This is a genomic window from Melissococcus plutonius ATCC 35311, from assembly GCF_000270185.1.
In the GTDB taxonomy this organism is placed as follows: domain Bacteria; phylum Bacillota; class Bacilli; order Lactobacillales; family Enterococcaceae; genus Melissococcus; species Melissococcus plutonius.
Genome location: NC_015516.1, coordinates 1,835,571 through 1,850,000, shown reverse-complemented (window position 1 = coordinate 1,850,000; position 14,430 = coordinate 1,835,571). Strand labels below are relative to the sequence as shown.

Below are 14,430 nucleotides of genomic sequence, written 5' to 3'. Positions count from 1 at the left end.
CCCGTACGGGTCATATTTTTGGAGGATTACCCAAGTCTGGCTGAAGGGAACGGTCTTGAAAACCGTCAGGTGTGTAAAAGCACGCAAGGGTTCGAATCCCTTATCCTCCTTTTTATAATAATATCGCGGGGTGGAGCAGTCAGGTAGCTCGTCGGGCTCATAACCCGAAGGTCGTAGGTTCAAATCCTGCCCCCGCAATATCTTTTAGAAAATTTCTAAAAGAATAGTTAGTGGTTTGGTAGTTCAGTTGGTTAGAATGCCTGCCTGTCACGCAGGAAGTCGCGGGTTCGAGTCCCGTCCAGACCGTTTTAAATAGAGAGGCTCGGTAGCTCAGTTGGTAGAGCAATGGATTGAAGCTCCATGTGTCGGCAGTTCGATTCTGTCCCGCGCCATTGATATCTATGCGGGTGTAGTTTAGTGGTAAAACCACAGCCTTCCAAGCTGTTGTCGCGAGTTCGATTCTCGTCACCCGCTTTAATGGGCCTATAGCTCAGCTGGTTAGAGCGCACGCCTGATAAGCGTGAGGTCGATGGTTCGAGTCCATTTAGGCCCATAGAAATAAAAGCTTATTATCTAAATGTTAAGCATTATTAATTATTTAGTTTTTGTTTTGGGGAAGTACTCAAGTGGCTGAAGAGGTGCCCCTGCTAAGGGTATAGGTCGGGAAACCGGCGCGAGGGTTCAAATCCCTCCTTCTCCGTATTATTTTTAATAATCTATACACATAATAGTGTGATCTTATGAATCACTATTTTTTTGTCCAAATGGATTGATTACTAATAAGTTTTAGACCCGTTGGTCAAGCGGTTAAGACACCGCCCTTTCATGGCGGTAACACGGGTTCGAGTCCCGTACGGGTCATAATTTATAGGTGTAATAATTAACAATTTTTTAAGTAAAGTATATAAAGAAATAAAACTAAAATAGTTGTTCTGTTTTTTTAGGAACAATTATTTTTTATATCTCCCTTGAAAACGTTGACATATTGATGAAAATCAATTATGCTTAACTTATAAGATTAATCAATAGTTGGATAGTTATTGTTTTAAACAAGCTAAACCTAATTTTTTAAGGCAACTGATTTTGCTGAGAAAATTAGGTTTTTTTCTATTTTAATCATTGTTATAAGATTTTTAATTTGTCTTATTTATTATCAAATAATAACATAAAGAGATAGGTAGTAGTATTAATAAACTAATTGAATAGCAAGCCTATTTAAATAAAGAGTTACCTATTTTGATTAAAAATTGAATAATAATCTATCTTACAATCTTACAGATTGAACCTAATTATTTGTTGCTATAAAGGTCGATTAGGGTAAAGAGATAATAATGAATTACCTATAAGAATCTTTTATATAAAAATATAGTACAGGAGGAAGATTATGCCTTTTAGAAAAGATTTTTTATGGGGTGGAGCTACAGCAGCTAACCAATGTGAAGGTGGTTATAATGAAGGAGGACGTGGATTAGCAAATGTAGACTTAGCTCCAATTGGTGTAGATCGTTTTTCAATTATTACAGGAAAAAAGAAAATGTTTCACTTTGATAGTGAACATTTTTATCCGGCTAAGGAATCAATTGATATGTATCATCGATACAAAGAAGATATTGCTTTATTTGGTGAAATGGGCTTCAAAGTCTATCGTCTATCGATTGCTTGGAGTCGAATTTTTCCAAAAGGCGATGAAATAGAACCAAATGAAGAAGGATTGATTTTTTATGAGAATGTATTTAAGGAATGTCACAAATATGGGATTGAACCTCTAGTAACGATTACCCATTTTGATTGCCCAATGCATTTAGTTGAAAAATATGGTGCCTGGCGTAATCGTAAATTAGTTAAATTCTATGAGAATCTATGTACTGTTATTTTTAACCGTTATAAAGGTTTAGTAAAATATTGGCTAACATTCAACGAAATAAATATGATTTTGCATGCCCCATTTATGGGAGCTGGTTTGTATTTTGAAGAAGGTGAAAATCAAGACCAAGTCAAATATCAAGCAGCACACCATGAATTATTAGCTAGTGCTATTGCAACAAAAATTGCACATGAAATAGACCCAGAAAATAAGGTTGGATGTATGCTCGCTGCTGGTCCTCATTATGCTTATACATGTAATCCAACAGATGTCTGGACAGCACATCAGTCAGATCGTGAAAGTTACCTTTTTATTGATGTTCAATCTAATGGTGAATACCAAGCATATGCGTTAAAGGAAATGGCACATAAAGGTATCAAGTTAGAAACAGAAGAGGGTGATGATGAATTATTAAAACAACATACAGTTGATTTTATTTCTTTTTCTTATTATTCATCAAGAGTTGCATCAGCAGATCCAGCCATAACAGATCAAACAGCTGGAAATATATTTGCTTCTATTGAGAATCCCTACTTAGAATCTAGTGAATGGGGATGGCAGATCGATCCATTAGGGTTACGAATCACATTGAATGAACTCTATGAGCGCTATCGTAAACCTTTATTTATTGTTGAAAATGGCCTAGGTGCTGTAGATATGCCAGATGAAAATGGCTATGTGGAAGATGACTACAGAATCTCCTACTTAGCGGCACATATAAAAGCAATGAAAGCAGCAGTTGAAGAAGATGGTGTTGATTTATTAGGATATACATCATGGGGATGTATTGATTTAGTTAGTGCTGGAACAGGTGAAATGGCAAAACGTTATGGATTTATATATGTTGATCGAAATAATGAAGGAGAAGGGACATTGAAACGATCCAAAAAAAAATCATTTGACTGGTATAAAAAAGTGATTGCAACAAATGGTGAAGATTTAACAAATAATTAAAGTGCTATGTAATTAAATCAAAGGAGAGAAAGATGAGAAAAAAATAAAAACAGGAATGTTACTGTTGGTATTATTGGTAATGGTAGGTTTTAACACTGCACAAGAGACAAATGCAGCTTCAAAGAAAACAAAATCTGAAGAATTGACATTTTATATAGTCAGACATGGAAAAACAATGTTAAATACAACTGATCGGGTGCAAGGTTGGTCTGATGCAGTTTTGACACCAGAAGGAGAAAGGACTGCCAAAGCAGCTGGTAAGGGATTAAAAGGAATTACTTTTCAGGGAGCATACAGTAGTGATAGTGGTCGTGCTGTTCAAACTGCTGAGTTGATCCTTAAACAAAGTAAACATTCGACTAAATTAAATTTACAAACAGATAAACGGTTAAGAGAGTTTAATTTTGGCAGCTATGAATGTGATTTAAATGAACATATGTGGAAAGCAATTGCAGATCATCAAGGCATTACTGTACAAAAATTCCTTGATACAATGACACCAAAATTCTTTGCAAACAGTGTTGCTGAATTAGATAAAAATAATGTAAAAGCAGGAACAAATTGGCCAGCTGAAAATTATAAAACAATTACCAAACGCTTAACAGCTGGATTAAATGATATTACAAAAAAAGAATCTAAAAAGAAAGAAAAAGAAAATATTTTAATTGTTTCACATGGCTTAAGTATTTCGGCACTTTTGAATACACTAGATAATAGTTTTTCTCCACCAAAGGAAGGCTTTAAGAATGCAAGTGTTAGTGTAATAAGGTACAAAAATGGTAAATACAAAATACAAAAAATCAATGATACTAGTTATCTAGAAAAAGGATTAAAAGAGATAAAAACTAAATAGAAAATTTTATAAATACAATTAAATATAGATAATTTTGGAAGACTAGGATAAAATGAAAGAGATGTCAATTTGGATAGTGAACGACTATCCATCGATTTTCATTTTGTAATCATCATTTTCCTAGTTTTTTTATATAGATGATTAATAAAAATATTTGATTGGAAGTGAGTAAGATAAAAAAAGACCATTTATATTACTTAAAACGTTGCATTGAAATTTCTAAACAGGCAAAAAAAAATGGAAATACGCCATTTGGTGCTTTATTAGTTGATGATGCTGGCAATATTTTATTTGAGCAAGAAAATATTGAAATCACAGAGCATATATGTACAGGACATGCAGAAACAACTTTAGCTGCACGTGCATCAAAAAAATATTCAAAAGATTTCCTTTGGGGATGCACACTATATACAACTGCTGAACCTTGTGCTATGTGTACAGGAACAATCTATTGGGGAAACATTGGAACAATTGTTTTTGGTATGACAGAACGAAGGCTTTTAGAATTTACAGGAAATAATCCACAAAACCCAACATTTGACCTACCGGCAGAAGCGATTTTGGTGCATGGACAAAAAGATATTAAAGTTATTGGGCCTTTTTCGGAGATTGAGGAAGCAATAGCAAACGTTCATGAAGGATATTGGAAATAGATGATATAAATTGATAGTTGGTAATTTCTTTATTGGTATTCGCTTGTTAAAACGATATAGGTGTGTTGTTTTATCATAATTATTTACAATTTACTCATTTTTATAATTATTCTTCAACTAAATAGGTATTTATAATCAATTTTCTAGATGAGCTATAACAATGAAGATTTTTATTAAAAATTCATATAAAAATTACCTAGACCATTTTAATAAATACTCCTTTTATCTCTAATTAAATTTGTTTTTTAGATATAAAAATAGTAAATAGTAATTTTATTATTCACATGGTCTAATAAATAGGATAAAAATGGTAAACATTCGTTAAAAAATAGATTGATTTTGTGACGAATATAGTAAAATTTAAAAAAAAGCAGTATAATAAATAGGGTAATAATTAAAACCAATGGCATATCCGATAAACTTCTTCCCCAAATTTAAAGGACTATACCATTGGTTTTATTTTATTGATTTTTTGAATTAATAAACGATTTAAATTGCATTCAATATTAAATAGCTTAACTATAATTGAAATGTTAGGTAGTATTTATTCACGGCACCTAATTTTTAAGAATTAAGCATATTAGACGAGGTATTTTTCATTTCAATATATTTTTAAAGTTATGTTAGCATTTAATTTAATATTACTAATATATATTGTCAGTCAATTACAATTTGAAGTATTGTTTTATGGATCCTATTATAAAATTAAAAATTGACTATTCGGATTTTGAAACAAAAATTATCCTGTTTAATCTATTAGTAATTTTTTTTAATTGATATGTTGATTAAAATACAGAATGCAAAAAAGTAATAAGATGGACTTATTTTAAGCATACTCATTTTTGGTAATTAAATGAATTTTTATTTAATTGATAGTTGTTGAACAGCTGTTATCTTCATATAACTACTGTTAGCCTATGATTTTTGAATTTAAATTTATTTATTAAGAATTTGCAAATAATAGGTATATAATAAAAATTGAATGCTCACCATTATGTATTTTATTATCATATTATTATTAATTAAATGATTGATTAAAAAACTATATTGGAGGTTTCTTTCTGATATCTTGCAATTTGGAGTTTATGTATCTTGATGATTAAAAGAATATTTTAAGATAAATTTTTAATCGATTTATTTTTGGCTTACTATTATTTTGGTAAAATGGTTAATTTCTAAATAGTTAGAAAATTCAAATTAAAGTTGTTTGTTATCTTTACAGTAATTTATTGATTTTGATTAATGCCTATATTTTTTAATGAAACAACAAATTGGTATGTAAAAAAGGAGGAAGCGAATAATGGAAACAACTGAAGTATTTCAGATAGAAGGAATGAGTTGTTCTTCTTGTGCACAAACGATTGAAAAAGTAACCGCAAAGCTTCCCGGTGTAAAAGAGGCAACAGTTAATTTAGCGACAGAAAAATTAACGCTTGTTTTTGATGAACAACAATTATCTTACCAAGAAATTCAGCAGGCAGTGACAAGTGTCGGCTATAATCTTTTAAATAACAACATACGAAGAAATTATGTAATAGAGGGAATGAGTTGTGCATCTTGTGTACAAGCTGTAGAAAAAGCTATCAGTCATATTGAAGGAGTCAGTACAGTTTCTATCAATCTAACAACAGAGAAAATGCAAGTAATGTATGATACAACATTGACAAACTCAGCTGATATTATGGAGGCAGTATCTTCAGTAGGATATAAAGCAATAGAAACATATGATGGGGAGGAGAAAAAAACTACCTATCAAAAGAAAAAGAATAAAGATAACTTAAAGAATCGCTTCTTTATTTCATTGATTTTTGTAATTCCATTATTGTATATTGCTATGGGACACATGGTTAATTTGCCGCTTCCCACTTTTATTAGTCCATCAGACAATCCAATAAATTTTGTGCTTGTTCAGCTAATATTAACCTTACCGATTCTATATATTGGAAGAAGTTTTTTTATCACTGGTTTTCGATCATTACTAAAAGGCTATCCAACAATGGATTCATTGGTAGCTTTAGGTACAAGTACTTCTTTTTTATATAGTTTATATGGCACTGTTATGGTCATTCAGGGAAACCATTCTTTTACAATGAATCTTTATTATGAATCTACTGGTGTTATTTTGACCCTTATTACTTTGGGTAAATTCTTTGAATCTCTCTCAAAAGGAAAAACGTCAGAAGCAATTAAAAAATTAATAGATCTTTCTCCGAAAACTGCCCGTGTGATTAAGAATAATCAGGAGTTAGAAGTTCCTGTCACCTCTGTTAATTTAGGTGATGTTTTACTTGTAAAGCCAGGTGAGAAGATACCGGTAGATGGTGTGTTAACAACCGGAAATTCTTCTGTTGACGAATCTATGCTAACAGGAGAAAGTATGCCTGTAAAAAAACAGGTGGGAGATCTAGTTATTGGTGCTAGTCTTAATCAAAATGGTAGTTTTCAGTTTAAAGCAACAAAAGTAGGAAAAGAGACGGCTTTATCTCAAATTATTAAACTTGTTGAAGAGGCACAAAATTTCAAAGCACCAATTGCTAGATTAGCAGATAAAATTTCTGGTGTATTTGTACCAATTATTATTGCTATAGCTCTCTTGTCTGGTATGGCATGGTATTTTTTTGGAAATGAATCTTGGATTTTCTCATTAACGATTACAATCTCGGTGTTAGTAATTGCTTGTCCTTGTGCTTTAGGACTTGCTACACCTACTGCTATCATGGTTGGTACTGGAAAAGGTGCAGAAAATGGTATACTAATTAAAAGTGGGAATGCACTAGAAGCAGCTTACAAAATTCAAACAATTGTTTTGGATAAAACCGGAACAATTACAGAGGGAAAACCTAGAGTCACAGATATTATAACAACACAATCAATTACTCAAGATGAACTCTTGAGATTTGCAGCGACTGCAGAAAATTACTCCGAACATCCACTTGGAGAGGCAATTGTTCAATATGCTAAGGAAAAGAAGCTCTCTCTTCTCTCTGCTTCTAATTTTAAAGCAATTCCTGGAAATGGCATTCAGGCTATCATTAATGAACAAAATTTATTATTGGGAAATCAGGCATTGATGACTAAATTTTCTATTGATAGTCAGGAATTCAATCAAATTTTTGATCAATTAGCCAAAAAAGGAAAAACACCAATGTATGTGGCAAAAGGACAACAATTATTAGGAATTATTGCAGTAGCAGATCCGGTTAAAACAACAAGTAGAGAAGCTATTGAACAACTCCATAAAATGAAAATAAATACAATTATGCTAACAGGAGATAATCAAGCAACTGCTCAGGCAATTGCAAAGCAGGTAGGGATTGATCAAGTTGTAAGTGGAGTATTGCCTGAAAATAAGGCGGAAACGATCAAACAGTTACAAAATAAAGAAAAAAAAATTGCAATGGTCGGTGATGGTATAAATGATGCACCTGCCTTAGCACAAGTCGATATAGGTATTGCTATCGGCTCTGGCACCGATATTGCGATCGAATCAGCCGAAATTATTCTGATGAATAGTGATCTGCTTGATGTTCAAACTGCCATTTTGTTGAGCAAGGCAACGATTAAAAATATTAAAGAAAATCTTTTTTGGGCATTTATTTACAATATTTTAGGAGTACCAATAGCTATGGGCATTCTCTACTTATTTGGTGGCCCACTTTTAAATCCAATGGTAGCAGGTGCAGCAATGAGCTTTAGTTCTATTTCTGTAGTGTTGAATGCCTTACGCTTAAAAAGATTTAAGCCCCATGCAAAATAAGTAATATAAAGTAGAATAATAAATGAAGGGAAGATATTAGTATGTTTAAAAAAGTTATTACAATTGATGGTATGAAATGTGATGGATGTGCAAAAACCATCAAAGAAAAATTTAATCATCTGGCTTCTGTTAAGGAAGTTAAGACAGATCTAGATAAAAAGGAAGTTACAATTATTAGTGAAGTAGAAATTTCAACGAATGAATTAAAAAATGCATTAAAAGATACAAAATATAAAGTAATAGATAAGTAGAAAATCTTCTATTGACTTAAATTATTTAGTTATTTTAAAAAATATTTAATAAGAAAATGATGAGAATATATTCAAATTTTATGTGAATCTTTTATATATAAAAGTAAACACTTCATTTTCAAATTTTATTTGAATTTATTATAGAAATTAATGAACGAATCAGTGCTTTTCTATGAAATAACTAAAGAGATAATTGAAATTTAGCTATTTTGATTAATAAAAAATAAAATAATAATTAAATGTTGAGAGAACTGAAAGAGAAGCTTATAATAATAAAAAGAAGCTTTTATAGAAAATTAGAGGAGATGGGAAAATGTCAAAAATTGATCCTGCTATGACTGCATCATTCCGTCAAGCATTTTTAAAGAATAATAAGCAAATGGCTGTTCAACGTAGTGTAGTAAAAAATGGAATTTTAGCTTCTGCTGAAAACCAGATGGCTTATTCAGAAAATACACCAGTTTTTTCGATTGATTTATCTACTGGAAAGGTAGCCAATCAAAAACAAAGTGGACGTTGTTGGATGTTTGCTGCATTGAACACATTTCGTCACAAAATATTAAATGGATTTAAATTAAAAGACTTTGAATTATCACAAAACTATACATTTTTCTGGGATAAATATGAAAAAGCAAATTATTTCTATGAAAATATCATTGCTACAGTGGGTAAGCCATTAACCAGTCGTGAAGTTAGCTTTTTATTAGCAACACCTCAACAAGATGGTGGACAATGGGATATGATCGTCTCTCTCTTTCAAAAGTATGGTGTAGTTCCTAAATCAGCTATGCCTGAAGCAAGTAATAGTTCAAACTCAAGCTCTTTAAATGAGTATTTAAATAAAAAATTAAGAAAAGATGCAGCAATTTTACGTGGTATGATTACTGATGGACATCCTGAAGAAGAAGTACAAAAAGCTAAAGAAGATATGCTAAAAGGAATTTATAATCTGTTGGCTATTTCTTTAGGCACACCTCCTGAAACATTTGATTTTGAATATCGTGATGACGATAAAAATTATTATATTGATCAAAATTTGACACCTCAAAAATTTTATGAAAAATATTTGGGTGTTGATTTAAATAATTATGTTAGTGTAATTAATGCACCAACAACAGACAAACCTTTTAATCAAACCTATACAGTTGACATGTTAGGTAATGTTGTTGGTGGTAAGCAAGTGAAATATTTGAACGTAGAGATGCCTATATTAAAAAAACTGGCTAAAGCACAATTAGAACAAGGCGAATCTGTTTGGTTTGGTTGTGATGTTGGTCAATCATCAACTAGAGATACGGGCATTATGGCTTTAGATGTCTTTGATACAAACGATTTGTTTGATAATGATTTTACAATGACAAAGGCAGAACGCTTGGATTATGGAGAAAGTCTAATGACACATGCCATGGTACTTACAGGCGTTGATGTTATAGATGGCCAGACAAAAAAATGGAAAGTAGAGAACAGCTGGGGAGAAAAAGTTGGGAACAAGGGTTTCTTTGTTATGAGTGATGCTTGGATGGATCAATATACTTACCAAATTGTTGTTAGAAAAGATCTATTGTCACTTGAACTACAAAAAGCATGGGAACAAAAACCAACTGTTTTAGCTCCATGGGATCCAATGGGAGCTTTGGCTTAATTATTTTTACTTTACACAATGGTTAAGATAAATCTAAATGAATAAGGATAAGCGGATAGTGATTTTTCGTTTTAGACAGCTATTTTATTAAAAATAATGCATAAATAGTATGGCCATTAAAAAGCGTGTGGTAAAACTTCTCTTTTCCATTATTAAGAAGTTCGGCCACACGTTTTTATAGTAAATAAAAAACAATAAGTAGAATTAAAGTATAAAGTCGAGAAGGAGATAAAATGTCAAAAAAGTTTACAAATTATTATGAAGTGGCTTACTATGATGTTGATGTGACCCGTTCAATGAAAATTCCTTCTATGTTGTCAGTAATCATTAAAACATCAGAAGATCAATGTGATCTATTGGGTTGTGGAGAAGATTTTGTCGCCTCTTTTGGGTTAGGATGGATTATTACAAATTATGAAATTCAAATCAGTCGAATACCAAAATCTGGTGAAAAAATAGCAATTACTACACAAGCGACTGCCTATAACAAGTATTTCTGTTATCGAAATTTTTGGATTCATGATGAGCTAGGAAATGAATGTGTGTTCGTTAAATCAACATTTGTATTGATGGATCAAAAGAATCGAAAAATGCATAATGTTTTGCCAGAATTAATCGAACCTTTCGAATGTGAAAAAATTAAAAATATTTATCGAGGAGAAAAAATTCAAAAAATAAGAAATGATCATTCCTCATCTTCATTTTATAAAGTTCGCTTTTTTGATATTGATGGAAATAAGCATGTAAATAATGCTATTTATTTCAATTGGTTATTAGATGTACTTGATTATGATTTTTTAATGAATTATCAACCAACCAAAATTAATATTCGATTTGATAAAGAGGTAGAATACGGTCAAGAAATTGAAAGTCATTATGAAATAGAAGAGAATGAAACAGAAAAGATAACAAAACACGAAATTCGAATTGGCCAGCAGACATGCTGTACGGCAAATATTTTTTGGAAGATACATGATTAAATACTTTAAAAAATAATGATTAATTTACCCAATGCACTTTTACTAATTATTTTATCATAATATAAAATTAAAAAATAAATTGATTTTCTTGTTTTTTCTTTAGCTTTTATTTTAAAGTTCAGAGATTTTTACTTATTTGCATTTTATTATAAAATAATACATGCTTCAAATTAATAAACACTTTTATAATAGAAAGAAGTGATTGCAAGATGATTCGGTTAGGCTTAACTTCTTTTAGCGAGCATGAAACATTGACAGGTAAAAAACGCGCTACTTTACATGAATATGCAAATTATTTATCCCTGGTTGAAATGGGTACAGCTTATTATGCCATTCCAAAAAAAGAGAGAGTGCAGACTTGGACAGATGCTGTGCCAAATGATTTTCGTTTTGTAATGAAAGTCTATAGTGGTATTAGTTGTCAAGGGAAATGGGATCAATATTTTAGCAGCGAACACGAAATGATAACTACCTTTTTAAAAAATATGGAACCGATGGTAAATTCAGGAAAGCTATTTGCATTTTTAATTCAATTTCCTGGTACATTTACTTGTACGAAAGAAAATGTTAATTATTTGGAGAAAATTCATCAATGGTTTATCGGATATCCTGTTGCAATTGAATTAAGGAATAGTACTTGGTATTCAGAGAATTACAAAGAATCTATGCTATCTTTCATGAAAGAAAAAAATTTTTCTCTAGTAATTGTTGACGAGCCACAAATCCCAACGAATCCTGTGCCCTTCTTTCCCTATATAACAAATAAGGAAAAAGTTTTGTTTCGATTTCATGGACGTAATGCTACAGGATGGCTAGCTAACGATAAAGACTGGCGTAAAAAAAGGACACTTTATCGTTATGATTCAAAAGAAATTTCAGAATTGAGTGATACAGTAAAAGCATTATCTCTTGAGTCAGAAGAAGTTGGCGTAATATTTAATAATAACTCTGGTGGCGATGCAGCGGATAATGTTCTAGCAATGAAAGCTAGGTTAAACTTGCAGCATAATAATCAATTAAATCATCCCAAACAACTTGGTCTATTTGACTAAAAAATGAAAGGATATTTTTTTAATGAAAAATAGACGACTTTCGATTGAGGAATTGATTGAAGAAAATTAAGTATAAAAAATAAATAATTATTCATTGATAGCAAGTTTATTTTTAAAGTAAACAATCAAAAATTTTTAAATTATTTATCACTTTGGTTTTTATAATATGAAGAGGACAGGAAAGATGGAAAAAATAACAAATCCTTTCAAATTAGTAGAAGAATTTCATAATGTATTTGCACCAGCAAAATCGAATACACCAACACCATTTTCACCACAAGAGGCTATCAATCGTGCAGAATTTAAAGCCGAAGAATTAGTAGAATTTTTGTATGGTGCAGCGAATAATGATCAACAAGTATTTCATCAATTGGTAGAAACATTCAAAGTTGCAATTGACCAAGCGGAAGAAAAAATAATAAATAAACAAATGCCTGTGACAGATCCACTGGTGGATGAAGTAGATGCGCTTACCGATTTGCTTTATTTTACTTATGGATCCTTTTTAATGATGGGTGTTGACCCAACAGAGATTTTTTCAATTGTTCATCAAGCAAATATGGGCAAGCTATTTCCAGATGGAAAACCACATTATCATCCTATAACTCATAAGGTGTTGAAACCAGGAGATTGGGAAGAAAAATATGCACCAGAAGCAAAAATCAAAAAAGAATTAGAAAAACAGAAAAAGAACTCTTTGATGCCGGAAGAGGCATATTAGAAAGTTTTTCAGTTATCTGTATTACCTGTTGGAATATACTATTGAACAATAAGATAATTTTTAGGGAAATAATTATTTAACGATTAATTTTCTAATGAACATTATGTTTAATTATCCAATGATATTTTTAATTAATTTATTTTCGTTTAAAGTTCATTAAATAACATGAAAAATAATATTTATTATAATAAAAAATTTAGTGGATAACTATTCGTTTAATAAGTTCATTTTAAAAAGTAATAAATAGCAAGGAATTATGCTTCTTCTGTACTCTTCTTGCTTAAAATGTTTACATTTTTCTAACGATAGTGTACTATTTAAGGGTATGCATCAGATTAATGCTATATAAAATTAAAACTACTCGGAGGGAAACAAATGTCTGTGAAATGGGAAAAAAAGGGCACAAATGATGGTGTCTTGACTTTTTCAATTGAACGTTCAGAAATTGAAAAAGGGTTAACACAAGCATTTAATAAAGTGAAAAAAAATCTAAATGTACCTGGTTTTCGAAAAGGAAAGGTATCACGTCAGGTTTTTAATCGTATGTATGGTGAAGAAGTATTATATGAAGATGCGTTAAATGCAGTCTTACCAGAAATATATGAAAATGCTGTAAAAGAAGCAAAAATCGAACCAGTTTCACAACCTAAGATTGACGTTGAAAGCATGAAGAAAGATGAAGACTGGGTAATTACAGCTACTGTAACTGTAAAACCTGAAGTAAAATTAGGTGATTACAAAGGATTAAAGATAGCTAAACAGGACCGTGAAATCACAGACCAAGACATCGAAGATCGTTTAAAACGTGAACAAGAAAATCAAGCTGAATTGGTTATTAAAGAAGACGAACCAGCTGAATCAGGAAATACAGTTGTTATTGATTTTGAAGGATTCTTGGATGGAAAAGAATTTGAAGGTGGCAAGGGAGAAAATTATTCCCTAGAATTAGGTTCTAATTCATTTATTCCTGGTTTTGAAGATCAACTAATCGGAAAAAGCGCTGGCGATCATGTTGATGTAAATGTTACTTTCCCTGAAGATTATCAAGCAAAAGATTTAGCTGGAAAAGAAGCAAACTTTAAAGTAGTTGTTCATGAAGTAAAAGTTAAAGAAGTTCCAGAATTAGACGATGAATTTGCAAAGGATATTGATGATTCTGTTGATAACTTAGCAGAATTAAAAGAAAAATATCGTAAAGAACTAAAAGAAGCCAAAGAAACATCTGCTGATGAAGCTAAAAATGAGGAAGCTATTCATAAAGCAGTAGAAAATGCGGAAATTGTTGAACTTCCAGAAGTCATGGTTCATGAAGAAATCAATCGTTCAATGGATGAGTTTTTAAATAATATGAAACGTCAAGGAATTGAACCGGATACTTACTATAAATTAACCAATACTACAGAAGAGGATTTACGTAAACAATTTGAAGAAGATGCTGAAACGCGTGTAAAAACAAATCTTGTAATTGAAGCCATTGCAGCTCAAGAAAAAATTGAAATTCCTCAAGAAGAAATTGATGGAGAAATTAAAGATCTGTCTGAACAATACAATATGCCAGAAGAACAAGTACGTAGCATTTTAACTGAAGACATGTTAAAACATGATATTCGTATGAAAAAAGCGGTTGATGCTATTACAGAAACAGCAGTTGAAGAATAAAAATTCTTTTGGTTTTTAGATAGGATTTTTAATCAATAAACTTC

10 protein-coding genes and 9 tRNA genes (1 of these 19 cut by a window edge) are annotated in these 14,430 nt (G+C 31.2%); all 19 read left to right on the top strand.

Translation table 11 applies throughout. The features are described 5' to 3' along the window. Nucleotides 1-13, top strand: a tRNA-Glu gene (locus MPTP_RS08070); it begins 59 nt to the left of the window's first position. A gap of 7 nt (nucleotides 14-20) precedes the next feature. After that, nucleotides 21-110 (top strand) — tRNA-Ser (locus MPTP_RS08065). Between the two features lie 14 nt (nucleotides 111-124). Beyond that, a tRNA-Met gene (locus MPTP_RS08060) sits at nucleotides 125-198 on the top strand. Between the two features lie 34 nt (nucleotides 199-232). Continuing rightward, nucleotides 233-306, top strand: a tRNA-Asp gene (locus tag MPTP_RS08055). Between the two features lie 13 nt (nucleotides 307-319). Continuing rightward, nucleotides 320-392, top strand: a tRNA-Phe gene (locus MPTP_RS08050). A gap of 11 nt (nucleotides 393-403) precedes the next feature. Next, nucleotides 404-474 (top strand) — tRNA-Gly (locus MPTP_RS08045). Nucleotides 475-479: 5 nt separating this feature from the next. Continuing rightward, nucleotides 480-553: transfer RNA gene (locus tag MPTP_RS08040), tRNA-Ile, on the top strand. Nucleotides 554-612: 59 nt separating this feature from the next. Then, nucleotides 613-700: transfer RNA gene (locus tag MPTP_RS08035), tRNA-Ser, on the top strand. An 89-nt stretch (nucleotides 701-789) separates the two neighbouring features. After that, nucleotides 790-861: transfer RNA gene (locus MPTP_RS08030), tRNA-Glu, on the top strand. 523 nt (nucleotides 862-1,384) lie between these two features. After that, nucleotides 1,385-2,818, top strand: a complete 1,434-nt coding sequence (locus tag MPTP_RS08025; protein ID WP_013774647.1) for a 6-phospho-beta-glucosidase — start codon at nucleotides 1,385-1,387, stop codon at nucleotides 2,816-2,818. A 55-nt stretch (nucleotides 2,819-2,873) separates the two neighbouring features. After that, nucleotides 2,874-3,671, top strand: a complete 798-nt coding sequence (locus MPTP_RS08020) for a histidine phosphatase family protein (protein WP_041363495.1) — start codon at nucleotides 2,874-2,876, stop codon at nucleotides 3,669-3,671. A gap of 158 nt (nucleotides 3,672-3,829) precedes the next feature. Continuing rightward, nucleotides 3,830-4,324, top strand: coding sequence for a nucleoside deaminase (locus MPTP_RS08015; protein WP_013774645.1), 495 nt, complete (start codon nucleotides 3,830-3,832; stop codon nucleotides 4,322-4,324). Between the two features lie 1,300 nt (nucleotides 4,325-5,624). Continuing rightward, nucleotides 5,625-8,081 carry a heavy metal translocating P-type ATPase gene (locus tag MPTP_RS08010; RefSeq protein WP_013774644.1) on the top strand — a complete coding sequence of 819 codons (2,457 nt, stop codon included), beginning with the start codon at nucleotides 5,625-5,627 and terminating at the stop codon, nucleotides 8,079-8,081. Between the two features lie 41 nt (nucleotides 8,082-8,122). Next, nucleotides 8,123-8,332, top strand: coding sequence for a heavy-metal-associated domain-containing protein (locus tag MPTP_RS08005; protein ID WP_013774643.1), 210 nt, complete (start codon nucleotides 8,123-8,125; stop codon nucleotides 8,330-8,332). Between the two features lie 313 nt (nucleotides 8,333-8,645). Then, nucleotides 8,646-9,974 carry a C1 family peptidase gene (locus MPTP_RS08000; RefSeq protein WP_013774642.1) on the top strand — a complete coding sequence of 443 codons (1,329 nt, stop codon included), beginning with the start codon at nucleotides 8,646-8,648 and terminating at the stop codon, nucleotides 9,972-9,974. A gap of 233 nt (nucleotides 9,975-10,207) precedes the next feature. After that, nucleotides 10,208-10,954, top strand: a complete 747-nt coding sequence (locus MPTP_RS07995) for an acyl-ACP thioesterase domain-containing protein (protein WP_013774641.1) — start codon at nucleotides 10,208-10,210, stop codon at nucleotides 10,952-10,954. Between the two features lie 209 nt (nucleotides 10,955-11,163). Then, the gene (locus tag MPTP_RS07990; protein WP_013774640.1) at nucleotides 11,164-12,006 is read left to right on the top strand and encodes a DUF72 domain-containing protein; all 843 of its coding nucleotides are present in this window, start codon (nucleotides 11,164-11,166) and stop codon (nucleotides 12,004-12,006) included. Between the two features lie 184 nt (nucleotides 12,007-12,190). Continuing rightward, entirely contained in the window at nucleotides 12,191-12,727 is a 537-nt protein-coding gene (locus MPTP_RS07985) for a pyrophosphohydrolase domain-containing protein (RefSeq protein WP_013774639.1), read from the top strand. A 375-nt stretch (nucleotides 12,728-13,102) separates the two neighbouring features. After that, entirely contained in the window at nucleotides 13,103-14,386 is a 1,284-nt protein-coding gene (gene tig, locus MPTP_RS07980) for a trigger factor (RefSeq protein WP_013774638.1), read from the top strand. The last annotated feature ends 44 nt before the right edge of the window (nucleotides 14,387-14,430 follow it).